This window comes from Arthrobacter roseus, assembly GCF_016907875.1.
In the GTDB taxonomy this organism is placed as follows: domain Bacteria; phylum Actinomycetota; class Actinomycetes; order Actinomycetales; family Micrococcaceae; genus Arthrobacter_J; species Arthrobacter_J roseus.
On sequence record NZ_JAFBCU010000001.1, the window covers coordinates 294,094 to 318,960 of the forward strand.

Genomic DNA, 24,867 nt, shown 5'->3' on the forward strand with positions numbered 1-24,867 from the left:
CGCGGGCCTGTCAAGGTCTGCATGGCTCGTCAGGGCCCTGGCCACAGGGTTTTGATGAGTCACTGACGGATGGTCCGTCCACCACTGCTTGACGTGGTCGTTGAGGTTCCAATTCTGCGTAGAGAATTCGAACAGCCAGTTGGATGAGTGGCCCGATGGCAAGAGCAAAGACGAGAGTGCCGATCCCGGCGAGTCCTCCCATTGCCCACCCGGCTGCCACCACCGTGAATTCCAGGCCGCTGCGGATGACCCAAATGGGCTTCCCAGTCACCCTGACCAATCCGGTCATCAGTCCGTCGCGCGGACCCGGCCCCATTCCCGCCCCAATGTAGAGCGCGGTGGCCAGCGCCAGCAGGAACAAGCCACCGGTGAACAGCAGAATTTGCCAAATCAATTCGTCGGGTTTGGGCAGAATAGCCAGTCCGACGTTGGCAAAAACACCTACCAGTAGCGTGTTGGCTACGGTTCCCCATCCCGGGCGTTGTTTCAACGGAATCCATAGCAGCAGAACCCCGATGCTGACCAGAATGGTGGTCACGCCGAAGGACAAGCCAATAACCCGTGATGCGCCCTGTCCGAGCACATCCCACGGCGCAGATCCAAGTTGACCTTGCAGCATCATGGAAATGGCGAAACCGTAGGCGAAGATGCCGATATATAGACGCAGGTGGCGGATCAGAAGCGTCCGGCTGGTGAGAAACGCTCGCATGGTCCCTTTCTTTCAGGCGAAATTAGAAGTTGCCCCCGCCTTCGACAGCCATGTTGGCGAAGCGCGAGTAATGCCCTTGAAAGCCCACCACGATGGTCTTGGTGGGACCGTTGCGGTGCTTGGCTACAATGAGGTCCGCCTCGCCAGCCCGCGGCGACTCTTTGTCGTATATGTCTTCACGGTGCAACAGGATCACCATATCGGCATCCTGCTCGATAGACCCAGACTCACGCAGGTCCGAGATCATGGGTTTCTTATCCGTTCGCTGCTCCGACCCACGGTTCAGCTGAGATAGGGCAATGACCGGCACACCCAGTTCTTTGGCGAGCAGTTTCAACGCACGCGAAAACTCGGACACTTCCTGCTGCCGAGACTCGACGCGCTTTCCCGAAGACATCAGCTGCAGATAGTCAAGGACCACCAATTTGAGGTCGTGGCGCTGCTTCAAGCGCCTGCATTTAGCCCGAATCTCCATGAGAGACATGTTGGGGCTGTCGTCAATAAACAACGGCGCGTCATTGAGCCGGCCCATTGTCGTGGCGATCTTGCTCCACTGTTCGTCCTTGATGGTGCCCTTGCGCAAGTCCTGCAGCCCAATAGTGGCTTCTGCCGCCAGCAGGCGCATGGCAATCTCATTGCGGCCCATTTCCAGGGAGAAGAACACCGTGGTCTGGTTGTGTTTGATGGCCGCGGACCGCGCAAAATCCAAAGCGAACGTCGAGTTGTGAGTAGGGATGAACGCTGGCCCAGCTAGGAATAGGTGCGACGGGTGTTCCACTTGAATGCACCGAACCGGAACAGACGGTACTTTCTCCACCGCCGAGATGAACCGCTGCTTCCGTTTGGGCGTGGGACGCGCGTCCCGCTCCTTGTGCAAAATCTGCTTTCGCGTCAGCCCGAAAACGACGTCGCTCGTGGCGAAGGTGATCGTGAACGAAGTGGAAGACTCCACCGACCGACCGCGGACCTGCCTTTCACTCCATCCTGTGCGGTACCCCAGAGTGTGGATCAGCTCCCGAGTACCTAGGGCAAGCTGCTGCGACGTCACAGCGAACTGCACGCACCCACTCGATGTGACTGTGCCGTCGCTGTCCAACAATCCTGCCAACAGGTCGCGTCGCTGTCCTTCGCTGGACCGCAAGTACTGCATCGGAATGTGCTTGTTGCCCAACACCCCAGATGACCGCAGCAGGGCCTGGAACGATCCATGGTGGAGCCGACACGGTTGGCACCTAAGTCCACCCGCGCACTCCTGCCCGCAGTCGATGCAGGTTGACTTAGCAACCGGTCGGGAAATGAACCGCGCCTTTCCACCGCACGATTGAGAGCAGGTTCTGACGTGCCGAACCTTGTTGGAAAATGGCTTGGCGCAAACAACGCACACACCTTCAAAAAGAAACGACTCAACCGGAAGTTGGATGCCATAGGTGATGCCGTCGACGTGTGGCGTCAAATAGCCCTCTCCGCCAATGCGCATGAGTACTTCTACATCCGCAGTTGTAATCCGAGCCGCCTTCGAGTGTCCATCTCCAAGCCACGCGCCTAACGTATATGGACCGATCGGCAGAGAAGCAGAAGGGAGTTTCAGGGTGCTCGCCGTTGCCACAGAGTGGTTGAGCCGATTGTCTTTAGTTGTGCACCGAACCGAGGCGGCAATTTCCTCCGTTGTCCGTACAGCAGCAAACATGCGTTGGTTCCAACCTCGGCTGACGTTGACGGATGCTGCCTGCTTCGACTTTCGCGAAGCCCGATCGTCAGTGAGCCACTGGTGCTCCGCATCGGCAACTATTGTGCTGCCATCATCAAATGTGACTTTGTAGCAGAGACGGTCCGCCATGCTATCCGTTGCCGCAGTGACCCGAGTGGGCGTGCCGTCCATGGCCAGAACTTCCTGTCCTGGGGTTATGTCGCCCATTGTGGTCCAACCAGTGGGTGTGGGAACCGGTGTATCCAACGCCAGAGCTTTACCAACGGCCGGACGAGCCGCTATAACGATCATCTGCCCACCGTGAAGGCCCTGGGTCAGCTCATCGAGTTCATAGAACCCGGTGGGGACGCCCGTCATGCCCTCCCCGCGGTGGCCAGCGGACTCAATTTCATCGACGGTGCCTTCGATGATGTCTTTCAGTGCAACGTAGTCCTCCGCTGTCCTGCGTTCGGCCACCGCATAGACCTCGGCCTGTGCAGCATTGACGATGTCATCGACTTCGCCATCGTTTGAATAGCCCAACTGCACAATCTTGGTTCCGGCGTCGACGAGCCTTCGCAGAACTGCTCGCTCACGAACAATCTCCGCATAGAATCCGGCGTTCGCCGCCGTCGGGACCGATTGGATAAGCGTATGCAGATAGGCGGCCCCGCCAATGCGTGCAATTTCACCACGTTTGGTCAATTCGTCCGAGACAGTAACCGCGTCAGCAGGTTCCCCGCGCCCGTAAAGGTCAATGATGGATTCGAAGATGCTCTCATGCGCAGGACGGTAGAAATCGATTCCGCGCAGCACCTCGACGCAGTCTGCAATAGCGTCCTTCGAGAGCATCATGCCGCCGAGCACGGACTGCTCGGCCACGAGGTCCTGTGGAGGGGTGCGCGTAAAGTCCCCGCCGCGCGAGGACTCCATTGAACTTGATTGCGCCAAAGACACTCCAGCGACCTTCCTTTGTCAGTTCCGCCCCACATACCGGCCAGGAGAACTCTTCCGGTGGCAGTTTTGCTTGCCTATACAGAACTATCAGGTGGCACCGACATTTCGGCTGCTACCGTCCTCCGATGTTGAGGAATCTTCCGCAACCGTAGTCCTGATTCCGCGACACGCCAACTAAGTTATCCACAAGTAAGTTTTTTCTCTGGGGATAAGTGGCCCAAGGTTGTGCACAGACTGGTAACAACTCTGTGGATAAGCATCAGATTTATTATGCATATGCCCTCTGACTAGGCAAGATAAGCTCATGCGCGTGTGGACGAAAAGAAACTTCGGGTAAACATTCATCCACAACTTTCGAGTTGACATGAAGGTCACGCAGGCCCTAGGTCCAACATTTGTCCCACTATCCACAGGGGCAACGTGATATCCACAACCGTTCACACACAAGGACGTCCCCTTCATATGCCCCTGGAGGAATACGAAGAGGACGGCCTGTAGAACTTATTCAGTCTCGTCTATCAATAGGCCTAGAAGTCGAAGAGATCGCCTAGAAAGCTGTCCTTCTTGCGGCGTCGAGACTTATCGTAACCACGGGATTGTTCGCGCCGTGGATCATCGCCTCTCATTCCGTACCTGCCGTCTCGATCATCATCTCGCTCCTCGTGATAACCCCTCCCATGGCGGTCTGAACCGAGGGTCGGCGAAGGAAGAGGAGGAGCGGCCATCGGTTGCTTCGATGCAGACGGACTGGGCTGAGGAACAGCGGGCGAATCGGCAGCCGCCCGGTCGATGATCTTGTCGAGCTCACCTCGATCCAGCCACACACCCCTGCACTCCGGGCAGTAATCAATCTCAATACCACTACGCTCGGACATCACCAGAGTGCTGCCATCCAACGGACACTTCATTGCATATTCTCCTCATTGTCTGCGGTCCATTCTGCAACGAATAGCGAAGCCACATCGTTTCGCAGAAGTCAGATGCGTACTGGGCCCACGACAGCGAAGCGCAGCACGGACCTCAGCTGAGGAACAGCAGTGAGTAAGGATTCGTCAACAACGCGACCACCAGTGCGGCCACCGCCATGAGTCGTCCATGACCCGTGAACAATGCTCTAACGGCGAAGACCAGAGCAGCCAGCGCCAGCGCAGTGCACAGGATCAGAGCAACCATGAGGCCAGCTTGTTGGGTAGCTGAATCTGCACTCACGGTGATGCCAATAATCAATAGGCCCAGAATCGGTGCCGCAATAGCACACGCCAGAGCCAGGCCTCCCGTCAGATGCGAGGGCCCCCCGTCAACCTCAAGGGGTGTTTCCGTCATGGCTCCACGCTACCGTCTCCTTGCCCGGGGCAGCACCGCCAACGTCGACAGACACAAAAGTGGCCGGAACCCCGAAGGGTCCCGGCCACTCAGTTGCACTATCGCCTACTGACGTGCGAGACGTTCCCTCGATCCTCTCAATATCTGATCGAAGGGTCTTCACGTCACTTGCTGGCTACGACCTCAAGGTCGATAACAGCAGCCACGTCGTCGTGCAGGCGGACGTTTGCCTGGTAGGAACCAACCGACTTGATGTGGGTGGGAATCTCTACCTTGCGCTTGTCAATGGTGCCGAGGCCAGCAGCCTCAACAGCCTTCGCAACGTCGGCGGTCTTCACGGTCCCGAAGAGACGTCCCGACGCGCCGGCCTTGACCGTGAGCTGAACAGCCTTGGAGGACAGGGCGGCGGCCTGCGTCTGAGCATCCTCAAGGGAAGCGTGCTCACGGGCAACGCGGGCAGCCTGAATGGACTCAACCTGCTTCTCGCCACCCTTGGTCCACATGAGGGCGAAACCGCGGGGCAGAAGGTAGTTACGTGCGTAACCATCTTTTACCTCGATGACGTCGCCGGCAGTGCCGAGACCGGTAATTTCCTGGGTCAGAATAAGCTTTGCCATGAATTTGGTTCCTTTCCCTTAGCCGCGGCCAGCGCCGGAGTAGGGCAGGAGCGCAACTTCACGTGCGTTCTTGATTGCCAGAGCGATTTTGCGCTGTTCCTGCACAGTTACGCCTGTGACGCGACGTGCACGGATCTTTCCACGATCGGAAATAAACTTGCGCAGCAACGCTACATCCTTGTAGTCGATGACAGTGATGTCAGCGGCCTTCAAGGGGTTGGATTTTGGTTTGGGCTTACGTAGTTCAGCCTTAGCCATCGTGGTGCTCCTTTTGTCTAGTGGAGCCCGCAGAACGGTTCCGCGGGATGGGGTGGACGGCTTGCGCCGTCACTGGTGTTACAGAAGGTTAAAAGGGTGGCTCGTTGGAATCCGGGCCGTTGCCCCAGCCCCCGCTGTTGCCCCCGGGCGTTGCCCATGGGTCTTCAGCCGGCTTGCCCTGGTTGCTCCCCGGATTGTTCCAGCCACCGCCAGAGCTTCCGCCCTGGCCGCCTGCGTTGCCGGCATTGCCGCCGTTGCTGTTACCTCCGCCGCCACCAAAGTTACCTCCGCCACCGCCGGAGCGCTGGTTACGGGAAATTTTCGCGGATGCGTATCGAAGGGATGGACCAATCTCGTCCACCTCGATTTCCATGGAAGTACGCTTTTCGCCTTCTTTAGTTTCGTACGAACGTGACTTGAGGCGGCCCTGCGCGACGACGCGGGTGCCCTTTGTCAGGGTCTCCGCAACGTTTTCTGCAGCTTCGCGCCACACCGATGCGCGAAGGAACAGCGTTTCGCCGTCCTTCCACTCATTCGACTGCTTGTCGAACGTACGGGGTGTGGAGGCAATGGTGAAGTTCGCCACTGCTGAGCCTGACGGGGTGAACCGTAGTTCCGGATCGTTGGTGAGATTACCAACGACGGTAATGATGGTCTCGCCTGCCATGCGGGCCTCCTGTTGTCCTGGTCCTTGTGGACGTCTTTGACGAAGAAAAGATCACACCGAATTACTCGGCGGAAACCTTCTGCTCCTCGGGGCGAGTGATCTTGGTCCGCATGATGGTCTCGTTGAGACCAAGCTGGCGATCAAGTTCAGCTGCTGCCGCGGGCGTGGACGTGAAGTTGACGACGGCGTAAATGCCTTCGGTCTTCTTCTGAATCTCATACGCGAGCCGGCGACGTCCCCAGATATCGACCTTATCGACGGTTCCTTCATCCTTGCGGATGACGCTCAGGAACTTCTCGAGTGATGCTTCAACGGTACGCTCTTCGACGTCTGGGTCGATGATTACCATCAGTTCATATGCACGCATTGTGAACCCACCCCCTTTGGACTAAATGGTCACGGTATTTCCGTAACAGGAGGTTCTTTGCGATGATCTGCTGCCAACTGTTGAACAGCGTGCCACGTGGCACAGACAAAACAGACTTACTTAGTCTACTCGAACGTGAACTCGTGATCGAATCATGCGGTGGCCAGGCTGCTACACGGGGTCTTCAGGGTTGATGCTGCGTGTTTCAGTCCGCTCATGACGACGGCGGACCCAATCACTGAGATACACCTTGGGAAGGATTTTCGACAGGGCGAGCGTCGCATAAAAGACGGTATGGATGGCCACGAAAGCCGCTAGCAGGGCGAATAGATCCGAGTGAATAACGGACTCTGGCAACAGAATCCCCGTGGGAAGCGCGGTCATGACGAAGCCTCATCGCTTGCGCGCGGACCAGCGTGAACCACATGTTTCCAGTCCGCTGTCCTGCCCAACGAAATGTCGATGATGCCCTTCACGTAGACAACGTTGAGAAACATGTCGAAGAGGAGCTCCGGAAAGAGCGTCAACGCCAATAGTCTGGCCCGCCATCCGCCCTTCCACACCGTGATCATTCGCTCCAGCATGAAGAGGAGTCCCACGCCCAACCAGAACGGGAACAAAACCCAGGCGTCCAAAGCGAAGACCGTCAACAGAATGAGGAGCAGGTACGAGGACAAGGCAATCACCCCATATCCAATGCCGAGCTGCTGCGCCCAGTACCGGACCGTCTGTGGAGTGACACCGTAGGCGCCAAGATTTTCGAGGGCGCCTCGCTGCCACCGCAACCGCTGCGCCCACAAAGTACGCCATGAGGGCATCAACTCCGTGACGACGGTGCAATCTGCCGGGGAGATCATGAGCCCGCCAAGAGACTTCAGGGCAATCGTCAGCTCGTTGTCCTCGGTCAAGGCCGCCGTGTCGTAAACGTCTCCCAGTCTTCCAGGAATGGTCTTCCCCCGCTGTTCCGCGACAGTCAGAAGCGCCGTAGGCCGAAATAGAGACGCCGTTCCAGTGAGCACAAACACGCGTCCACGTCGGCGCTGCATCTCCCGGGCGTAGCGGACATACTCATTGCGTTGGAACTGCCCAATCAGTCCATGCCCGGTCTCTCCATAGAAGAGCCCACCAACAGCCATCAGGGCCCTGTCTTCGGTGAAACGGCGCACAGCAGAGGCCAGGAATCCGTCGTCGAGCCTTGTATCGGCGTCCATCACCATGACAACGTCATTCAAACCCTGATCGGGAAGGATCTGGCTCAGCACCTGGTTCAGAGCGCCCGCTTTCTTCTTTGTGTTCCCCACCGACTCGAACACGTCCACACCGGCTCTGTGAGCCAGCTCAACCGTGGCGTCCGTGCAGTTATCCGCCACAACGATGATGCGCTCCGGCCGGTGCGACTGATGAAGCAGCGACTCCAAAGTGGAAGGCAGCGACGCTTCTTCGTTGTGGGCAGGGACCACGACTGTGACCGTTACCGGGCCCGCATAAGTGCCTCGTGTGGCCTCCATGATCCCGCGTGGAGCCAGTGGAACCGTTACTCGACCAGCAGATCGACGGGACGAGTTGCTGATGCGCCGTTCCAACAGCGCGACGCCGGCTGCCAGCAGAAGTGCGAACGCCACGGCAACAAGAATGACCCACAACGACGGCGCCTCAGCATCATAGAGAACATCCCAGATACCAACGACGATGTGGCGGGCCGAGGGTTCAGCCACCTCAGGACCCTGGATGACGATCGCCAACCAGAGAAGCGCCGCAGCTGCGGCAACCGCCACAGCGATAAAGACGCCTACCAGCCGATGCAGATTGCGTCTACGCATGAATCAACACCTATTCGGTGAAGAACCGCTGGACAACTGTGGACAGTCTGAACGGGTCCTGGACGCCACAGAGCTCACGGGCCGAGTGCATCGACAGCAACGCAATGCCAACGTCGACCGTCCGGATCCCGAGGCGCGTTGCCGTCAGCGGACCAATCGTTGAACCACACGGCATCACGTTATTGGACACGAACTCCTGGTACGGCACCTCCGCATCCCGGCAGAGCCGCGCCCACAGCGCAGCACCCTGCGCGTCCGTGGCATAACGCTGATTCGCGTTGATTTTCAGCAGCGGTCCACCATTGAGAAGTGGGTGGTTTGCCGGATCGTGGCGGTCCGAATAATTGGGGTGCACAGCATGCCCTGCGTCAGCAGAAACGCACACCGAATCAGCGAATGCCCGCAACCGGTCCGAGGAACCGGCGTCGAGCCCGTCCGAAATTCGGTGCAGCACGTCCTCGAGAATAGGACCGGCAGCACCTGAACGGGAGGCACTCCCGATTTCCTCGTGATCGAATGCGGCGAGGACCGCGATGGGCCCGTCCTTGGCTCCTGCCACGGATACCAGCGCCTCAAGCCCTGCGTGCACAGAGGACAGATTGTCCATCCTGCCCGCGGCAAAAAACTCGTCCTCCGCACCGAAGATTCGGCCCTCCTGAGTATCGGCGACAACGACGTCGTACCCGCCGATGTCCTCCGCGCACAGTCCCGTCTCCCCCGCCAACAGACCCAGCAAGTCCGCCTCGGACGGGTCCCCGATCCCCCAGATGGGGTTCATGTGCTGCTGCTTGTCGAGCTTCAGGGAATCGTTGACCTGCCGGTCCAGGTGGATCGCGAGCTGAGGGAATCGCAGCATGGGTCCGGTGGCGACCAGGTGCTCCTCGCCGTCGAGCGTGACCAACCGGCCAGCAAGGCACAGCTCACGATCCAGCCACGAGTTCAGCAACGGCCCACCATAGACTTCGACGCCGGCCTGCAGCCAGCCGTTACGTCCGATGGTGGCCTTGGGCTTCAGCTTGAACGACGGCGAGTCAGTGTGTGCCCCCAGGATATGAAAGCCCGTCGTCGCCGTCGCACTCTCCGGCACTACCCACGCGATCAGCGCGCCATCGCGGACGATGTACCGGTTTCCTGCACCCTGAGGCCATTGCGTGGCCTCGTCCAACCGGGTGAAACCGGCGGCGTCGAGGCGTCGTGCAGCCTCCTGAACGGCGTGAAAACTCGAGGGGGAAGCACCAATATAGGAGCCAAGATCTGTGATGTGGTCAACAGCGGAAGTCATGATGTTGAGCCTATCAACACCCCAGTTCCCCACCCGGGCCCGCGGCAAAGCACCATTTGATGTAGCGGGCTAGTAGTCGAGGCCCTGACTGGGAGTGACCAGCCCTGTTTCGTAGGCGTAGACCACAACCTGGACCCGGTCCCGCAGGTGGAGCTTGCTGAGGACACGACGCACATGGGTTTTCACGGTTGTTTCGGACAGGAAGAACCCCTGGGCGATCTCCGCGTTGGACAGTCCCTCGGCGATAGCTCCGAGCACTTCACGTTCACGCGGCGTCAGCTCATCCAGCAACGGGTCACGAGGCGGCGGTGACTGGGCCGGCGCGGGAAGGGAGCGGACGTACGTTTCGAGTAGGCGCTGGGTGATCCGGGGCGCGACGACGGCGTCCCCACTAGCCACCAAACGGACCGCCTGTACCAGCTCCTGCGGTGCAACATCCTTGAGGAGAAAGGCCGATGCCCCTGCCTGCAACCCTGAGAATGCGTACTCATCCAGGTCAAACGTGGTCAGGATAATAATCCTCGCGCACGAGGCCGCAGCGATGCGCCTCGTCGCCTCGATCCCGTCCATAACCGGCATCCGGACATCCATGAGCACGACGTCGGTCTCCTGCACCGCAACCTGCCGCACAGCATCCGCGCCGTCCACCGCTTCGCCCACGACCTCGAAGTCATCCTCGCCCTCAAGGATGAGCCGGAAACCCATCCTCAGCAGCGGCTGGTCATCCACCAAGAGGATCCTGATTTTGGGATCTACAACCTCGGTCATGTCAGTCACTCCCCCTCATCCGGTACAACAAGCGTCACGTCAACCCTCCATCCGCTCTCCAGCGGACCGATCACAGCCCGTCCGTCATAAATGGCTGCCCGCTCGCGGATTCCGTTGATGCCCTGACCCGAACCCACGGAGTCGCCGTCCAGCGAGCCGGCTCCGTCGTCCGTCACTCGGATCCGCACCTTGCTGCCTTCACGTTCAATCAGCACCTCGACGGTACTCACACCCTTGGCATAGCGCAGGACGTTGGTCAAAGACTCCTGGACGATCCGGTAAACGGTCAGTTGAAAACCGTGGTGCTCAGGCAGAGCCCTTCCAGTAACCACAGACTTCAGTGGCAGGCCAGCCAGCCGAAACCCATCTAGCAGTGACGCAAGGGATCCTGTCACAGGTTGCGGCTCACGCGGCGCTGCCGAGCCCTCGCCCTCACGCAGAACGCCGAGGACCCGGCGCATATCGGCAAGCGCTGTCCGACCGGCAGAAGACAATTCAGTCAAGACCTCCCCGGCGCGGTCCGGATTTTTTCGGACGACGACGCCGGCACCGTCCGATAGCGCGATCATCACCGACAGTGAATGCGCGACGACGTCGTGCATCTCCCGGGCGATCCGGTTGCGTTCGTTGGCTGAGGCGAGGCGCTCGTTTCGCTCGGCCCAATCGGCCAGCTCCATCTCGTGCAGGCGGTCGCGGCGCACCGTGACTCCGATGCCCACGGCTATGAAATAGGTCAGCAGAACAAAGCCGATGATAACCAAAATCACCCACGGGTCATCGCTGAAGGCTTCCTCGGGCGCCACCCAGAAGGACCCGATACTCGGAATGGAGGAAAGTGCCATGGCTGTAAACGCGTATCGGGCAGAGTGCTGTAGCGCCACGGCGTAGAGGCAGGCCCAGATACCGATGCCGAAACTCATTGTTGCGTCGCTCAGAAGAGTGATCAGGGGCTCAGCCAGTGACAGAACAAAAAGGATGAGTACCGGTTTGAAGCGGCGGAACAGGAGGCAGCCTGCAGCCGCAAGCACCAGCACGATCAGCCACCAACGTTCCTGACCGGAGGTCCCGAAGACCGCGTTAGGCAATGTTCCCACCACAAAGAAGGTGGATACCAGCAGGTCCATGAGCCGGGGGTGGCGATGGAAGAAGCGGCGAATTGGGCCGCGTCGTCGTTCGTTGATCTCGGTGAAGGAGACGACGGCCGTTCGTTCCGCCGTCTCCTTCACCAAGGATGAGGAGCTCATGAGCTGAGCTTAGTTCTAGCGCCGCCTAGATATCGCGCGCTTTGGTGACGAACAGTGAGGCAATGAACAGGACCAGTGCCCAACCACCGAGAACGAGCGCGCCCTGCCACTGGTTGAAGGCGTCGGGCATGATGTCGATGGCAACCATCTGCTCGCCGCCAGAGCTGGGAAGGAAGCGACCGGCATCTGGAATCCAATCGGCAATGCTGGAGAAGATCAGCAGCAGGATCGGAAGCACCATTAGGAGACCAATGCTGGTCACCACGCCGCCAGCGGTATTGCGCAGCAGCGTACCGATGGACATGGCCAGAATCGCCACAAGGGCCAGGACGGAACCAGTGTTGATGATGTGCAGCAGAATGCCGTCGTCGGTCAGGCTGAACGTGAGATCCTGTGTGGCGAGAATCGGCTGCGCCACGAGGTAGCCGAGGAACGCCGATCCGGCGCCGACAATGAAAGCGATGACCGCGAACACCAGGTTCTTGGCCACGAGAGCTGGGATACGGGTGGGCACGGCCACCATCGTTGATCGGATCATGCCGGTTCCCCATTCAGAGGCAATCAGCACAACGGCAAGGGATGCGACCAACAACTGACCGAAAATGAGACCCGAACCCGGAACCGTTCCCGCGATCGACGCCGGCTCCGGCGTCCCAGCCATGTCCACTCCCTCAGGGGTGTTAGCCATCATTTCCGCGAGGACCGTAGTAGACCAGGCGCTAAGGGCTGCCAGACCCACCATGATCACAGCGGTGATGGCGAGCAGTATCACGGTGGACGGAACGGTGGTGATCTTGATCCACTCAGATTTGAGCACACGGCCGAAGGTGACACCGCCGAAGTTCCGCACCGAAGGGTGCGTGGGGGCGGAAACTGTTGTGGAACTCATGGTTACTTTCCTTCCCCGGCTGAAATGCCGGCGTGTTCAGAGCCGAGGCCTTGCGAATGGTACTCAACCGAATCTTGGGTGAGACGCATGTACGCTTCCTCCAGGGATGCCTGCAATGGCGTCAGTTCATAGAGCAAAACGTTGTTCTGCAGTGCGGTGTACGCAATCTGACGCGGTTCAACACCACTGATCTCCAGGAGCTCAGGTTCGAGCTGCCGGGAGGTGACGCCGTCGTTCGCCAGGGTGCGCACCAGCACCTCTGGCTGGTCAGTCCTGACGCGCGTGCTTGACTGGCCCTGATTCCCGATGATCTGCGCGATCGGTGCGTCCGCGATGATCTGGCCGCGCCCAATCACAATGAGGTGGTCAGCCGTCAGAGCCATTTCGCTCATCAGGTGGGATGACAGGAAAACTGTCCGGCCCTCCGCTGCGAGTCCCTTGGCCAGGTGACGCACCCACTGCACACCCTCCGGGTCCAGCCCGTTGACGGGCTCATCAAGGATCAGAGTGTGAGGGTCGCCGAGCATGGCGACGGCGATGCCAAGCCGCTGGCCCATGCCGAGGGAGAAACCGCCAACTCGCTTCTTCGCGACGGGACCGAGGCCTGTCATCTCAATGACTTCGCGGACCCTGCTGGTGGGAATTCCGTGCGTGGCAGCCATAGCCCGGAGGTGGTTGAACGCCGAACGACGGGTGTGAACTGCCTTGGCGTCCAAGAGCGCCCCCACCTCATGCAGCGGCGCCCGGTGCTGGCTGTAAGGCTTGCCGTTGACGAGAACCTCACCGTGCGATGGGCGGTCGAGACCCACGATCATTCTCATCGTGGTGGATTTGCCAGCGCCATTTGGTCCTAGAAAGCCGGTGACTTTTCCAGGCTGCACGGTGAAGGAGACGTTATTGACCGCCGTCTTTGAACCGTAGTTCTTGCCAAGGCCTCGTGCCTCAATCATGGATCATCCTTATGGATTCGAGGAAACTTCTACGTAGGTCAAAAGACCATACTCGTCCACAGTAGGGTTCGTGACGCTTTCAGACACCAACCAAGAGGACGATGTTGGGCTTCAACCACCTAGTCCTCAGGGATGATTCCCCCATTCAATGCCCAGAACTAATTGCGGTTTCGCGGAGCCGGTCTGCTCGACGAAGTTCAACACTGAGGAGACAAAGCGGTCTGGCTCATCATGGAAGATTGCGTGCGCGCTATGGGGGAACAGCACGGTCTGCGCTCCCCGGACGTGCTCTCCGATCCAGGCCGTCCCGCGCCAGTTGTAGGCCTGATCCTTTTGGCCAGTCATGACCAGGGTGGGAAGATCCAACTGCTCTAGAAAGTCACGCCAGTCATGCCGAGTGTGGTCAGCCATGATCGCGTTGCGCACCTGCGCCCCACACTTTGCCATTTCCTTGATGAAGAGCTCCCGATCAGCCTCGCTCACCGGGGAGGCGCAGATCTCGTCGACTTGATGCTCGATCATGGTGTCAAGTTCGTAACTGACCTTCCCCTGGAACCGGGCGAGGCCGACGTCGTCAAAGCACTCGGCGTGGTGCCAGGGCCAGTCCGCGGCGAGATACTGGCGCGGCACCTGGCTGCAGTAGATCCCACCGGATACCCGCTGCGACCCGAAATTCTCCAGCATACTCCAGGCAACTGCTGAGCCGAGCGACCAGCCAAGGACAATTGCCTCCTCGATGTGCAGGTACTCCAGTAACTCATGCAGGTCTGCCCCCATCCGCGCCACTTTGGGCTGGTAGGGCGGGGCGCCGGAGTCGCCGTGACCTCTCAGATCCAACGCAACGACCCGGCAGTGCTGGGCGAGCGCGGGAGCGACGCCGTCGAAGAATCGGTGGCTAAACCCCCAACCGTGCAACAGCACCAGCGGCGGACCAGACCCGGTATCGGCAAAACTCAACTCGATACCGTCAGTGGTCGTAAACGTGGGCATGAACACTCCTCGCTATCAGAACTCCCGTAGGGGTTGTTGAACCGACTCTACGTTGTTACGTTCAAGTCAAGGCTTCGAAAGGAAAATCATGGACCTCGGCATCAAAGACAAGATTGCACTGGTTACCGGTGGCGCCGGTGGCATCGGCTCGGCGGCGGCGCAACAGCTGCTGGACGAAGGGACCACTGTGGTGCTCTCCGATCTGCACCAAGAGGCACTTGATGACGTGGCTGGCGCCTTGAACGCCCCTGACGGCAAGCTCTTCGCCTTCGCCGCAGACATCACCGACGTCGACGAGGTGGCCCGATTGCGCGAGCAGACCGAGGCCGCAGTGGGCGATATCGATATCCTCGTGCAGTCCTCCGGAATCACCGGCGCTCAGGGACTGTTCCATGAGATCGACGACGAGGGCTGGGTGAACACAATCACGGTGGACCTTCTGGGCCCCGTCCGGCTTACCAAAGCTTTCCTGCCTGCTCTGCGCAAGGGTGGCTGGGGTCGGATTGTCTATCTGTGCAGCGAGGACGCGGTGCAACCGTATGACGATGAACTCCCCTACTGTGCGGCCAAGGCTGGCATCCTGGCCATGGCCAAGGGGCTCTCGCGTAGTTATGCCAAGGAGGGCTTGCTGGTCAACACGGTCTCCCCCGCGTTCATCAGCAGCCCGATGACAGATGCCATGATGAAGAGGCGTGCTGCCCAGCTCGGCACCAGTTTTGACGAGGCGATCGTGAGCTTCCTCGACGAAGAACGGCCGTACATGGAGCTCAAGCGCAGGGGCGAGCCCGATGAGGTTGCAAGCGTGATCACGTTCCTCTGCTCGGATCGAGCGAGCTTCGTCAACGGATCCAATTACCGGGTTGACTCCGGCTCAGTAGCGACGATCTGAGGTCCGGCGATGGCTAGCACGAGCGAGCACTACGATTACGTGATCATCGGTGGCGGGATGGTCGGAGACGCGGCCGCCAAAGCGATCCACGAGACCGACGGCCATGGATCAATCCTGATTATAGGGGCAGATCCGGAGCCTCCGATCGCCCGGCCCGCGCTGTCGAAGAAGCTGTGGAGGGACCCAGACTTCACCTTAGATCAGGCCTGGTTGAACACAGAGCAGGAATCCGGCGTCGAGCTGATGACCGCGGACCCGGCGACGTCAATCGATCTCGACGCACACACGGTCCGTACGGCTTCCGGTGAGCAGGTGGCCTATGGGAAACTGCTGATCGCCACCGGCGGCGAGCCGCATCACCTCGATCTTCCCGACGACGATCGGGTGATCGCCTTCCGCACCGTCTCCGACTACCGCAGGCTGCGCGAGCTGAGCGGCGATAACCGCCACCTGCTGGTAGTGGGAGGCGGCTTCATCGGTACCGAGCTGGCCGGCTCTTTGGTGCAGAACGACACTCGGGTGACACTTGCCTATCCCGAGAATCTGGTTAACGACTCGCTCTTCCCACGAGAGCTTGCCCAGGCGGTGACCCAGATGTTCATCGACCACGGCGTGATCCTGTCACCGCAGACAAGAATCGCTTCGGGCTCAGTCGAAGACGGGCAACTGTCGATCCGCGACGAAAGCGAGACAACGTTCATGGTGGACGGCGTTGTCGTTGGCCTCGGCATCAGCCCCTCAACTGAGCTTGCCGAGACCGCCGGGCTAAACGTCGACGACGGCGTCGTGGTTGACGCTATGTTGATGACGAGCCATCCGGATGTGTTCGCGGCCGGTGATGTGGCGAACTATCCTGATCGGTTGCTTGGGCAACGTCGGGTTGAGCACGTGGACAACGCGAACGCTATGGGTGCTCGGGTAGGCGCCAACATGGCGGGCGACCCGCAGCCCTATACGCACACGCCCTACTTCTACTCGGTGTTGTTCGGTATCCGTTATGAGGCTGTAGGCTCGTTGGACTCGTCGTTGGACATGGTCCAGGACTGGACCGCGGACCGCAGCCGAGGCGTCGTTTACTATCTCAGTGACTCTGGCGAGGTGGCTGGGGTGCTGCTGTGGAACTTCCCAGACCAGACCGACGCCGCCCGGCAGGTGATCGCCGATTCTCAGGCAGGAACGCTAAGTCGCGATGAACTGCGCGGTCGAATCCCGATCGGTGGTTAAACCTGCTTGGCCAGAAGTTTAGCCAGCTCCTCGTCCGGGTCACACGGACTGCCGATTAGGAACCTTGCACTACTGCGCCTGCGCATGACACGAAACCGTGCTGATGGTGCGACCTTCCGCGATGCGGTCATCAACAGCATCGCCCCTCAGCCAACCCCTCACCCAGCATCTCAGGGCGAAGGCGACGGGAATAAGGGTGAGGGAGGCAAGAAGCCCGAATAGCATCGCCGGCCCCCCGACGCTTGCGATGGACCCGATATAAGCGAAAACGCCCGCGAGAAGCACGGCCATGAAAATAACCGACGCTGTCAGGATATTTGTCCAGCGCGTCGACTGGTTGGTCCGTGTTCTGCCAGCCACCGCGGCCGAGACCAGCTGCCAAGCTGCCACCACTGCCATCTCGACACCGACGACTGCGACTACAAGTGCCATGACGGTTGGGAGCGCCAGATACGCAACCTCCGGGTATGCGCTGGCGTAGCTTGCCCCGGCCGACGGAATAACCACCAGTTGGATCAGCAGGGCCGCGAGCGCAGCAAGTCCGAGGAAAAAGCGAATAGGTAGAACTTCCTGCTTGGTCATGTCGCGATCCTTCTCTTACTTGCATCTACTGTCAATCATGCATGAAGCCGGAATGCATCGTGTTGCGAGCCGGATTCCGTCTTACTGAGATTGGGGCAACCATGCGAACGACTTGGCAATTGAGTATCACCCTTCCGAATGAGATGGCCCGACGCACGTTATTCGCCCGCGGCCAGGCACTGGAGGCCTGGCTCCACATGGAGCAGCAGAGACGCGCTAGCTGGTTGTGTTCCGACCGGAAGCCCTTAAACAAGTTGAGGAGCTTTACGACTTCATCGCCGGTGCAGGCTCACCCGGTAACGCTGAAGGCTTCACCGAGTGGATAGTCTCGTTTTGCGAAAGCCGCGCCCATTTCTCCTACCGTGGGGTATCGCGCGACGATCTTCGTCCGGCGCTACGGACGATCGAGTACATCAACTATGCGGGTGCCCTGTCTCGGATCCCCCACCGAACATCCGAATGAATCCGCGACGGCCGAGCGTGAACTCTGCCTAGAGACTTACTTCGCAGTGTTTTCGAGTCCCATTCCGTTCCACGGACTGCCACCTGACCTCCTGCCCGCGCACTCCATTGCGATAAAACTGAATGCTTGGCTCGCTGGGTTGCAGGCGTGGGTTATACCGCAGCTGTTCTAAGGGACCTTGATGGTAAAAAGCTCGGTGGGGTTGCGTTTAGCTCAACGCAGATTGCTGTCAACGTGGTGAATCGAACGGCCTTGGCCTTGTTTGTTTTCAGGATTGAAAGATTTGCCATGGTTATTCCTGTCCGCCTGGATAACTCTGTCAAGGTCATTGCCCGGTTGGTCAGCACCTCGCCGAGGTGGCATTCAACGAGGTGTTCCTGGGTCGGGACAATTGACTCGGGGCCTTTTGGGAAATCAGACAACTCCCTCAACCTCGCTTTCCAGGCGCGCCCCGGAGCGGAACGCGATTGCAAGGGCAGCAGCAATGACACCAAGCAGCATCATCAGGATGGGCCTGTGCGGCAGGGCGACAATGATTTCCGGGAAATCGGCTCCCACGGGCAAACCGCCTGAGGCCTCATTGGGTGTAGCGAGGGTGTGGATGTGGTTGGGTCCCTAGACAGGGCCCATGACAACCGGGCTCCTACCTAGGGACCCAACCAGTTGCGTATCCGGCACTTACGAGACTGCTAATGAGGGTCAGGACCGCGCAGATCCAGAAGGCTGTAGACATCTGTTCACTCTATGCGTGGATCGTGGCAGCCTTATAACTATGTCCGGGTCTGGAGCCTTACTCGGGATATCGAAAATTGAGTAGTAACAGAACAGGATTACGCGCTAGGCGCCGGGGGTATGTTGGTAGACCGGCCAGCCCGCACTTCTTCCAGGTCAGGAACGTGGTTGTACAGCGTTCCAGTTCCTTAGAACTGGGACATTCCACAAATTAACGCTGACGTTTTTGAGAAGTCGTCAGCACATCAACTCCCCGCCCGCAGAGGGAACGGGCACTGGGACACCCATAGTTCACTGGACCATGCTACCTGAGGACATTGGTGCAATGCGGGCTGGACGCCATAGCGGGCGAAAGACAGCCGGATCGGCGCTAGGCTAAATCAATGTCAATGCTATCTCGTTCGGACTTTTGGTACCTCTTTGATTACGGAATGGTGGTTTCAACCGCTCCGGAGGCAAACGACTGGCGGGCTTTAGAGCACGCTACCGGGGCGGATCTCGAACCAAAAACAAGCACCTACTGGGCGAATCGTGAAGCTTTTGACTCCGGACAGTTGAATCCGCAGGAGTACTGGTCAGGAGTACTCGACCGCCCCGCTAGTCGGGCAGAGATTGAGTCGCTAGAAAACCTTGATTTGGCATTGTGGTCCCACCTCAATCCGACCACGTTATCGGTTTTGGAGACCTTGCAAAACGAGCAAGCCAGGATGGCTCTTCTTTCGAACATGCCTGTTCAGATGTCGAAGCGACACCTCGACGGATCGTCGTGGACAAAATACTTCTCGAAACTTTACTGGCTCTTCGCGTTTCGTGGTGAATATCAGCCCGCTGAGATGAATTTCATGCCACCGTCCGGGCAGCACTTCTCAATAGGATACGTGATTGGTAATTGGTCGGATTGCGGAACCCTCGAGCAATCCGTTTGATGTTTTTGATCATCGTGTTGGCTGCCTCGACTTTCGCCGTGGTGACCCGGGTGTCGAGCAGTGTTTGGATCTCTGGCCACCACTTGGTCACGGTGGTCAGCAGCCGATCAGTTTCCATCATCGCCGCCGACTTGACCTGGCGCTCAAAGAACTCTTTTCGCTCTTGGACGCTGGCTGGATTGCTACTGGAAAGCATCAGTCGCAGTGCTTCCTTCACTCCCCAGGCGGCGGCGAGTTCCTGGGTCGGATCATCGGTGGCGAAGACATCATCGAGTCGTTTCTTGCCGGCGTCGGAGAGCGTGTCGTAGCCGCGCAGCAGCAACCGCCTGTGGGCCCAGGCCTTGTCCGTTTTCAGGCCGCGGCGCCCGTGTTGCTCCCGGGCGACGCGCTGGCGGACCCCGGTGAGCATGTCATTGGCCAGCAAGACGAGGTGGAAGTGATCCACGCTGACGGCGGCATCGGGCAGGTGCTCGCGCAGGGCTTTGCGGAACGCCGCCGACGGGTCGATCCCGACCGTTTCGATGCCGGCCAGCCAGGCGGCGGGTCGGGACTTGAGCCAAGCCCCGACGCCGTGGCTGTCGCGGCCGTTCACGATGCCCAGTACCTGGCCGGAATCGACATCGACGATGGTGGACATCCATGGCTCGAACCGGGACCATTTCCCGCTCTGCTGGTCCTTGAACCAGCGCACGGATCGGTAGCGGTGCTCATCGATCCCCAGCCGTGCCGGGGTCAGCAGGTCCACCGATGGCAGCGCCAGGGCGGCAGCGACAACAACAGTGTTGACCAGCCACCAGGAGACCCCGAACGCGGCCGCGACCTCGCTGGCCGCTCTGCCGGAGGAGACGACGGCGTCTTTGAGCGTGTCCTTGAGTCTGGCCGTAGACCGGGCGAAGCGGGGCACTTGCGGGGTCGACTCGGCAAAGGTCTTCCGGGTGCAGGCAGGTTCGTCACAGAAGAACCGGCGCTTGGCCCACCACACGCTCACCGGCCCGGCGACGAGGATGTCACGAACCCGCTGTCTCCGTCTCGAATGCACCCGGGTGGAAATCACACCGCAGCCAGGGCAGCCCGGCGGGAAGTCCGAGGCGACCGTGACAACACGGATACCGTCACCGTTCATAACGGCGGTGACGATTCGGTAGCCGGGCAGATTGAAGAGTGTCGTCGCCGCATCCGGGCACGACTGGGTAGGCTGATTCAAGGCTCGTGGTTCCTGACTTGAGAAGAATGCTAGACACATCCATCTCAACAGGGCCACGGGCCCTTACTTTGCTACGACACGAACCCCGGATTCACCACCAACCGTGAAGAGCCACTTTACTTCAGCGGGCAGCTAGGTCTTGCGAAGCCGGACAAACGAATTTTTGATCATGCTTTGGTTGGTTTAGATGCACGCCCAGAGGACGTGGTGTTCATCGACGACAACGCAGCGAATATCGCAAGCGCGCAGAAGCTTGGCTTCAGAACCGTACTTCATACTTCCGCAACGGACCTTCGAGCAGAACTATCAGAGCTCCTCGGCTGCTGACAATCAAATAGACGGCATGAAGCATGCCGATGAACGAACACTGCCTGGAACTCTTTGCCCAGAACATAGATCTGGCGCGAGTACGGAGCTATCCTCCTTCGAGGAAACCATGAGTCGACCATTCTTCAGGAGCTGGCGGTCACCCTCAAGGCTGAATTCCAACGCGCATTTGAATACCATGGCCTAACCCCCTCCACGGCGCGCAAAGCCGCAACGGTTGCCTATTACCTGGGCCGGTGGCGTTCCTATAAAGGAACCCTTAACGGACGGGTGTGCGCGTTGGCCGGTCCTTTGTATGAAGAATAGGCCGAGCGGCTTGCTCTTGGCGACCTTGAACGAATAGGCATCGCCCATTGGTGCTGAGCAGAGGTTTCAGGCCGATCAGCGTGTAACTGTTGTACTGCCTGGTCAGGTAACCCATCGTCAGCGCAAGTTCTTGGCGTTCGTGATCAGTTCCGTAAGCTGCGCGTCCGTCACACCCTTTCGTCGCCACAAGCGCAGGTTATTAGCGAAGTCACGAGCCCAAGTGTTCAATGGGGCTCCTGCCGCAACGATTGTGTCAACGTCGGCATCGCTGCTGGGGGTTTTCGGGGCCAGGGCAAGCTTCCGCATGGATTCTCTACTCTGAGCAAGGCCGGCGACGCGCTCGGCCTCAAACCATTCGGAGAGCAGGTCATTGTCGTGTTTCGGACCCGCTGCCTCCAACAGGGTCAGACCGACGCGAAGGTCCCTGAGCGGTTCAGCTACTGACTCGGCTCGGAGGTTGATGGTGTTCAGCGTCGCGAGGGCGATAAGTGCTCGAACAAAGGCTCCGTCACTGCGCTCCTCAGCCCGGGCGGCCGCGGCGGCGACCCGCTCGGACTTCGCGAGGCCGACTGCGACCCACGTGGAGATGATGATCGCGGCGGCAGGGACAGCAATCCCAGTAATGATCTCCAGAGTTGTGTTGTCCATGCAACCACACTAGGGCTGCCGCGGGGCCGCTGCGCTCATCCGTACCTCTGACGGCGGGTGGCTGCGGTGCCCTTTAATCGGTCTTCCGCCGGAACACCTACCGCTCGAAGCTCCCCAGATTTAGGTTTGTCGTTTTCCGAAGTCGACTGCACGGCGACCCCGTGCCCGTAAGACCAACCTTCACCGAACACACCCCGCTCTGACCTGCACCGCTGAAATGTAGCTCCGAACAGTGTGTCAGATACCCAGTACGGTGACTTGTCCGGTGACGGGGCCATATCTGGGACACTGCTTGGTATATCTCAATTCTTTATCGGTTACTCAAGATGCCCGACCAACAAGACCTCACCGCGAGCGCGACGCTGACCACGGAGGCATGAAAGTAGCCAAGGGTCCGCTGCTGTTCAAAAGCCAAGACTCTCGGTCAGGCAGGAAACTAACCTCTTCGCACGACACGCCGCTGGCGCGCACGTACTAAACGAGCGGTGCCACGCGTCACCGACTGCTGATGGAACCAAATTTCTTGATGCACAGCGGAACGAAAATCAGCAGCATCAGGACAATGCCGATGATGATCGTGATCACCGGATTCTGCAGCGTCCAGGACGTGGGCGGAGGGAAACTGGGATCAGTATTGCCGAACAGGACTCTCGCGGAGTGGACCAGTGCGGAGACGGGGTTCCATTCCGCGATGTTCCGCAGTACGTCAGGCAGCGTGTGAAGCGGGACAAACGCATTGGAAATGAAGGTCAACGGAAACAGGATCATGAACGAGGCATTATTGATAACCTCGGGGCTGCGCACGCTCATGCCCAGTAGTGCCATCACCCAGGAAAATGCGTAGGCAAAAAGCAGCAGCAGGCTGATTCCTCCCAACAGACCCCAGACGCTCGTGGTGACCCGCCATCCCACCAGCCAACCCGTTCCCATCATGATCAGCATGGAGATGCCGTTGATCATCAAGTCACCGTTGGTCCGCCCGATTAACACCGCGGAAGTGCTCATGGGTAGGGTCCTGAACCGGTCAATAATCCCCTCCTTGAGATCCTGGGCCATCGCCGAACCCGAGTAAGTGGATCCAAAAATCACGGTCTGAGCAAAGATGCCTGCCATCAGGAAGGACGTGTAATTATCGATCGCCATTGCACCCGCATAGACCTGACTGAACAGCAGCACAAACATGATCGGCTGCAAAATGGTGAAGACCAGGATGTCCGGGACACGCTTGATTTTGATCAGGTTGCGGCGGGTTGCTATCCAGCCGTCGGAAAACCACTGTCCGAGCGGCGAGGTGGCGCCGGAGCCTTGTTCAATTGCAGCGCTCACTTGGCCTTCTCCATTTCAACATTGTTGTTCTCTTCGTCCTCTTCCGCCGCGCGTCCTGTCAGCTTCAAGAAGACGTCATCCAGGGTCGGGCGCCGAATGCCGGCGTCGTGAAGCTCAACCCCGGCTTCCCCGAGGTCGGCAAGCACATACTGGAGTGCCTTCGCCCCCTCGACGACGGGAACTTCCATAGTCCGACCGTCACCGCTGGACTGCGGTTCCCCGGCTCCATGGCGGGCCAACGCCTCAATTGCCGCACCGGCGTCGGCTGCGTCAATGATGGTCAACTCAATACGATGTCCGCCTATGCGGGCCTTCAGCTCATCGGAAGTACCCTGGGCAATGACCTTGCCGCCGTCGATTACGGCAATGTTGTCCGCTAGCTGATCCGCCTCCTCCAAGTACTGCGTGGTGAGCAGGACCGTGGTGCCATCGGAGACCAGATTCTTGATGACATCCCACATTCCCAGCCGGCTCCGCGGATCAAGGCCCGTGGTTGGTTCGTCGAGGAAGAGAATTTTCGGCCTCGTCACGAGGGCACCAGCGAGGTCGATCCGGCGTCGCATCCCGCCCGAGAATCCCTTGACAGGGCGGTTTTGTGCCGCAGTCAGGTCAAACATCTCGATGAGTTCGGTAGCCCTGCGACGCGACTCCCTCTTGCCCAGGTGGTACAGACGCCCCACCATATCCAGGTTCTCGAAACCCGTCAGGTTCTCGTCCACTGCGGCGTACTGCCCGGAGACCCCAATGGATCGGCGGACCTCTTTGGCTTCACGCACGACGTCGAGTCCCGCCACGGTCGCTTCGCCGTCGGTAGGTTTGATGAGGGTGGTGAACACCTTCACTGCGGTGGTTTTTCCTGCCCCGTTGGGGCCGAGCAATCCCTGCACGGTTCCTTGAGGGACCGTGAGATCAAGGCCGTCCAGTGCGTGAACTGGGCCCGTCTTCGCCTGGTAGATCTTTCTGAGCCCGCGAGCCTCGATAATTGCCATGGTGACAGCTTATCTGCGACGCCAGCGCCGATTTGCACAGCGTGCAAACTTGCACGTAGTGTAATCCCGTGAACAGTGAAGAACTCTCCGTCGGCGAAGAGGCCCTGAGCCGTCGACTACGCCAAAAGGCGGCCACCCGCCGCGGAATTGGGCAGGCTGCCCTGACCCTTGCCCGCACCCGGGGCCTCGGAAAATTCACGGTGGACGAAGTCGCGGAGAAGGCCGATATCTCGCGCCGTACCTTCTTCAACTACTTCGCCTCCATCGAGGCCGCCGTCAATCTTCCGGTCGAACAGTTCTTGGACAACGCCCTCGAGAAGCTAACAGAAGAGCCAGCAGAAAAACCTATCCTCGATGCCGTCCTGGCCGCCGTTGCAGGCAACCTCGATCAGGACATCATGAACGTCCTGATCGAACTGTGCCTGATGAGCGATGGGAGCCCTGAACTCCAACGCTATGAACTACAGACCTGGAGCTTCGCGCAACTTCGGCTGGAAGAGGGACTCCGTCAGCGTCTGGGGCTGCCGACAGGAGCCAAAAAGCTGTTCATCAGCTGCCTTGCCGGGGTATTGATGTCCTGCGGCCGCGAAGCACTGAACGAGACCACCCGCATCATCCAGGCAAACCCTTCACTCCCCGAATCCACCACCACGTTCCAGGAGCTACTGCTGGAGAGCATCACCATGCTCCGCAGTGGTTTCTCTCTCACCGACTAAGGATCAC

The 24,867-nt window shown here is 59.3% G+C and carries 27 protein-coding genes and 1 pseudogene; 5 read left to right on the plus strand and 23 right to left on the minus strand.

The genetic code is table 11. The features are described from left to right. Positions 1-10: 10 nt before the first annotated feature. From yczE to JOE65_RS01635, 16 genes are all read right to left on the minus strand, one after another. A complete protein-coding gene (gene yczE / locus JOE65_RS01560; protein WP_205161592.1) occupies positions 11-709 on the minus strand; it encodes a membrane protein YczE in 699 nt (232 codons plus the stop codon). Between the two features lie 22 nt (positions 710-731). Further along, on the minus strand, positions 732-3,329 hold the full coding sequence (dnaB, locus tag JOE65_RS01565) for a replicative DNA helicase (RefSeq protein ID WP_205161593.1): 2,598 nt from the start codon (positions 3,327-3,329) through the stop codon (positions 732-734). Positions 3,330-3,880: 551 nt separating this feature from the next. After that, positions 3,881-4,261: a TFIIB-type zinc ribbon-containing protein gene (locus tag JOE65_RS01570; protein ID WP_205161594.1), complete on the minus strand. Its 381-nt coding sequence runs from the start codon at positions 4,259-4,261 to the stop codon at positions 3,881-3,883. A gap of 112 nt (positions 4,262-4,373) precedes the next feature. Next, positions 4,374-4,676, minus strand: a complete 303-nt coding sequence (locus tag JOE65_RS01575) for a hypothetical protein (protein ID WP_205161595.1) — start codon at positions 4,674-4,676, stop codon at positions 4,374-4,376. 164 nt (positions 4,677-4,840) lie between these two features. After that, positions 4,841-5,293: a 50S ribosomal protein L9 gene (gene rplI / locus JOE65_RS01580; RefSeq protein ID WP_205161596.1), complete on the minus strand. Its 453-nt coding sequence runs from the start codon at positions 5,291-5,293 to the stop codon at positions 4,841-4,843. Positions 5,294-5,311: 18 nt separating this feature from the next. Beyond that, the gene (rpsR, locus tag JOE65_RS01585; RefSeq protein ID WP_205161597.1) at positions 5,312-5,551 is read right to left on the minus strand and encodes a 30S ribosomal protein S18; all 240 of its coding nucleotides are present in this window, start codon (positions 5,549-5,551) and stop codon (positions 5,312-5,314) included. Positions 5,552-5,639: 88 nt separating this feature from the next. Next, positions 5,640-6,218: a single-stranded DNA-binding protein gene (locus tag JOE65_RS01590; RefSeq protein ID WP_205161598.1), complete on the minus strand. Its 579-nt coding sequence runs from the start codon at positions 6,216-6,218 to the stop codon at positions 5,640-5,642. 61 nt (positions 6,219-6,279) lie between these two features. Then, positions 6,280-6,585 carry a 30S ribosomal protein S6 gene (gene rpsF / locus JOE65_RS01595; RefSeq protein ID WP_205161599.1) on the minus strand — a complete coding sequence of 102 codons (306 nt, stop codon included), beginning with the start codon at positions 6,583-6,585 and terminating at the stop codon, positions 6,280-6,282. 171 nt (positions 6,586-6,756) lie between these two features. After that, on the minus strand, positions 6,757-6,969 hold the full coding sequence (locus JOE65_RS01600; RefSeq protein WP_239536580.1) for a hypothetical protein: 213 nt from the start codon (positions 6,967-6,969) through the stop codon (positions 6,757-6,759). Then, on the minus strand, positions 6,966-8,405 hold the full coding sequence (locus JOE65_RS01605) for a glycosyltransferase family 2 protein (protein ID WP_205161600.1): 1,440 nt from the start codon (positions 8,403-8,405) through the stop codon (positions 6,966-6,968). Before JOE65_RS01605 ends, JOE65_RS01600 begins: the two co-directional genes overlap by 4 nt. Positions 8,406-8,415: 10 nt before the next feature. Next, positions 8,416-9,687, minus strand: coding sequence for a M18 family aminopeptidase (locus JOE65_RS01610; RefSeq protein ID WP_205161601.1), 1,272 nt, complete (start codon positions 9,685-9,687; stop codon positions 8,416-8,418). 69 nt (positions 9,688-9,756) lie between these two features. After that, on the minus strand, positions 9,757-10,455 hold the full coding sequence (locus tag JOE65_RS01615) for a response regulator (protein ID WP_205161602.1): 699 nt from the start codon (positions 10,453-10,455) through the stop codon (positions 9,757-9,759). Between the two features lie 5 nt (positions 10,456-10,460). Then, positions 10,461-11,699, minus strand: coding sequence for a sensor histidine kinase (locus JOE65_RS01620; RefSeq protein WP_239536581.1), 1,239 nt, complete (start codon positions 11,697-11,699; stop codon positions 10,461-10,463). A 25-nt stretch (positions 11,700-11,724) separates the two neighbouring features. Further along, on the minus strand, positions 11,725-12,588 hold the full coding sequence (locus JOE65_RS01625; RefSeq protein WP_205161603.1) for an ABC transporter permease: 864 nt from the start codon (positions 12,586-12,588) through the stop codon (positions 11,725-11,727). Between the two features lie 2 nt (positions 12,589-12,590). Further along, on the minus strand, positions 12,591-13,538 hold the full coding sequence (locus tag JOE65_RS01630; protein WP_205161604.1) for an ABC transporter ATP-binding protein: 948 nt from the start codon (positions 13,536-13,538) through the stop codon (positions 12,591-12,593). Between the two features lie 126 nt (positions 13,539-13,664). Next, positions 13,665-14,528, minus strand: coding sequence for an alpha/beta fold hydrolase (locus JOE65_RS01635; RefSeq protein WP_205161605.1), 864 nt, complete (start codon positions 14,526-14,528; stop codon positions 13,665-13,667). An 88-nt stretch (positions 14,529-14,616) separates the two neighbouring features. On the opposite strand from JOE65_RS01635, the gene JOE65_RS01640 reads away from it, so the two are divergent. Beyond that, a complete protein-coding gene (locus JOE65_RS01640) occupies positions 14,617-15,417 on the plus strand; it encodes an SDR family NAD(P)-dependent oxidoreductase (protein WP_205161606.1) in 801 nt (266 codons plus the stop codon). 9 nt (positions 15,418-15,426) lie between these two features. Next, the gene (locus tag JOE65_RS01645; protein ID WP_205161607.1) at positions 15,427-16,641 is read left to right on the plus strand and encodes an NAD(P)/FAD-dependent oxidoreductase; all 1,215 of its coding nucleotides are present in this window, start codon (positions 15,427-15,429) and stop codon (positions 16,639-16,641) included. 69 nt (positions 16,642-16,710) lie between these two features. Here the strand turns inward: JOE65_RS01645 and JOE65_RS01650 are convergent, their stop codons facing one another. Beyond that, positions 16,711-17,223, minus strand: coding sequence for a DUF2975 domain-containing protein (locus JOE65_RS01650; protein WP_205161608.1), 513 nt, complete (start codon positions 17,221-17,223; stop codon positions 16,711-16,713). Between the two features lie 226 nt (positions 17,224-17,449). Between JOE65_RS01650 and JOE65_RS15590 the strand changes: the two genes are divergently transcribed. Next, positions 17,450-17,686, plus strand: coding sequence for a type II toxin-antitoxin system RelE/ParE family toxin (locus JOE65_RS15590; protein ID WP_205161609.1), 237 nt, complete (start codon positions 17,450-17,452; stop codon positions 17,684-17,686). Positions 17,687-17,838: 152 nt separating this feature from the next. On the opposite strand, the gene JOE65_RS01660 is transcribed toward JOE65_RS15590, so the two are convergent. The 3 genes from JOE65_RS01660 to JOE65_RS01670 all read right to left on the minus strand — a co-directional run bounded on the left by JOE65_RS01660 (position 17,839) and on the right by JOE65_RS01670 (position 20,548). Beyond that, positions 17,839-18,015, minus strand: a complete 177-nt coding sequence (locus JOE65_RS01660; RefSeq protein WP_420827515.1) for a helix-turn-helix domain-containing protein — start codon at positions 18,013-18,015, stop codon at positions 17,839-17,841. An 85-nt stretch (positions 18,016-18,100) separates the two neighbouring features. Beyond that, a complete protein-coding gene (locus JOE65_RS01665) occupies positions 18,101-18,244 on the minus strand; it encodes a hypothetical protein (protein WP_205161610.1) in 144 nt (47 codons plus the stop codon). Positions 18,245-19,258: 1,014 nt separating this feature from the next. Continuing rightward, complete coding sequence (locus tag JOE65_RS01670) at positions 19,259-20,548, minus strand: ISL3 family transposase (protein WP_205161611.1); 1,290 nt, start codon at positions 20,546-20,548, stop codon at positions 19,259-19,261. A gap of 135 nt (positions 20,549-20,683) precedes the next feature. Here JOE65_RS01670 and JOE65_RS15595 point away from each other — a divergent pair. After that, positions 20,684-20,875: pseudogene (locus tag JOE65_RS15595) on the plus strand (HAD-IA family hydrolase); the annotation flags it as partial. Positions 20,876-21,298: 423 nt separating this feature from the next. Here the strand turns inward: JOE65_RS15595 and JOE65_RS01680 are convergent. The 3 genes from JOE65_RS01680 to JOE65_RS01690 form a co-directional block, all read right to left on the minus strand. Further along, on the minus strand, positions 21,299-21,829 hold the full coding sequence (locus JOE65_RS01680) for a hypothetical protein (RefSeq protein ID WP_205161613.1): 531 nt from the start codon (positions 21,827-21,829) through the stop codon (positions 21,299-21,301). A gap of 495 nt (positions 21,830-22,324) precedes the next feature. Next, complete coding sequence (locus JOE65_RS01685) at positions 22,325-23,155, minus strand: ABC transporter permease (protein ID WP_205161614.1); 831 nt, start codon at positions 23,153-23,155, stop codon at positions 22,325-22,327. Further along, positions 23,152-24,144 (minus strand): ATP-binding cassette domain-containing protein, encoded by a 993-nt coding sequence (locus JOE65_RS01690; protein ID WP_205161615.1) that lies wholly within the window; start codon positions 24,142-24,144, stop codon positions 23,152-23,154. The genes JOE65_RS01685 and JOE65_RS01690 overlap by 4 nt, the downstream gene beginning before the upstream one ends. Before the next feature lie 68 nt (positions 24,145-24,212). On the opposite strand from JOE65_RS01690, the gene JOE65_RS01695 reads away from it, so the two are divergent. Then, positions 24,213-24,860, plus strand: a complete 648-nt coding sequence (locus tag JOE65_RS01695; protein WP_205161616.1) for a TetR family transcriptional regulator — start codon at positions 24,213-24,215, stop codon at positions 24,858-24,860. The last annotated feature ends 7 nt before the right edge of the window (positions 24,861-24,867 follow it).

Bases quoted from the DNA above. Each gene is read 5' to 3' on its own strand.
- JOE65_RS01620 (WP_239536581.1), bottom strand. From the start codon at position 11,699: ATGAGCTCCTCATCCTTGGTGAAGGAGACGGCGGAACGAACGGCCGTC.
- JOE65_RS01615 (WP_205161602.1), bottom strand. From the start codon at position 10,455: ATGACCGAGGTTGTAGATCCCAAAATCAGGATCCTCTTGGTGGATGAC.
- dnaB (WP_205161593.1), bottom strand. From the start codon at position 3,329: ATGGAGTCCTCGCGCGGCGGGGACTTTACGCGCACCCCTCCACAGGAC.
- yczE (WP_205161592.1), bottom strand. From the start codon at position 709: ATGCGAGCGTTTCTCACCAGCCGGACGCTTCTGATCCGCCACCTGCGT.
- JOE65_RS01640 (WP_205161606.1), top strand. From the start codon at position 14,617: ATGGACCTCGGCATCAAAGACAAGATTGCACTGGTTACCGGTGGCGCC.
- JOE65_RS01690 (WP_205161615.1), bottom strand. From the start codon at position 24,144: ATGGCAATTATCGAGGCTCGCGGGCTCAGAAAGATCTACCAGGCGAAG.
- JOE65_RS01625 (WP_205161603.1), bottom strand. From the start codon at position 12,588: ATGAGTTCCACAACAGTTTCCGCCCCCACGCACCCTTCGGTGCGGAAC.
- JOE65_RS01650 (WP_205161608.1), bottom strand. From the start codon at position 17,223: ATGACCAAGCAGGAAGTTCTACCTATTCGCTTTTTCCTCGGACTTGCT.
- JOE65_RS01610 (WP_205161601.1), bottom strand. From the start codon at position 9,687: ATGACTTCCGCTGTTGACCACATCACAGATCTTGGCTCCTATATTGGT.
- rpsR (WP_205161597.1), bottom strand. From the start codon at position 5,551: ATGGCTAAGGCTGAACTACGTAAGCCCAAACCAAAATCCAACCCCTTG.
- JOE65_RS01630 (WP_205161604.1), bottom strand. From the start codon at position 13,538: ATGATTGAGGCACGAGGCCTTGGCAAGAACTACGGTTCAAAGACGGCG.
- JOE65_RS01575 (WP_205161595.1), bottom strand. From the start codon at position 4,676: ATGACGGAAACACCCCTTGAGGTTGACGGGGGGCCCTCGCATCTGACG.
- JOE65_RS01645 (WP_205161607.1), top strand. From the start codon at position 15,427: ATGGCTAGCACGAGCGAGCACTACGATTACGTGATCATCGGTGGCGGG.
- JOE65_RS01680 (WP_205161613.1), bottom strand. From the start codon at position 21,829: ATGGACAACACAACTCTGGAGATCATTACTGGGATTGCTGTCCCTGCC.
- JOE65_RS01600 (WP_239536580.1), bottom strand. From the start codon at position 6,969: ATGACCGCGCTTCCCACGGGGATTCTGTTGCCAGAGTCCGTTATTCAC.
- JOE65_RS01660 (WP_420827515.1), bottom strand. From the start codon at position 18,015: ATGACCTTGACAGAGTTATCCAGGCGGACAGGAATAACCATGGCAAAT.
- JOE65_RS01635 (WP_205161605.1), bottom strand. From the start codon at position 14,528: ATGCCCACGTTTACGACCACTGACGGTATCGAGTTGAGTTTTGCCGAT.
- rplI (WP_205161596.1), bottom strand. From the start codon at position 5,293: ATGGCAAAGCTTATTCTGACCCAGGAAATTACCGGTCTCGGCACTGCC.
- JOE65_RS01570 (WP_205161594.1), bottom strand. From the start codon at position 4,261: ATGAAGTGTCCGTTGGATGGCAGCACTCTGGTGATGTCCGAGCGTAGT.
- rpsF (WP_205161599.1), bottom strand. From the start codon at position 6,585: ATGCGTGCATATGAACTGATGGTAATCATCGACCCAGACGTCGAAGAG.
- JOE65_RS01605 (WP_205161600.1), bottom strand. From the start codon at position 8,405: ATGCGTAGACGCAATCTGCATCGGCTGGTAGGCGTCTTTATCGCTGTG.
- JOE65_RS01590 (WP_205161598.1), bottom strand. From the start codon at position 6,218: ATGGCAGGCGAGACCATCATTACCGTCGTTGGTAATCTCACCAACGAT.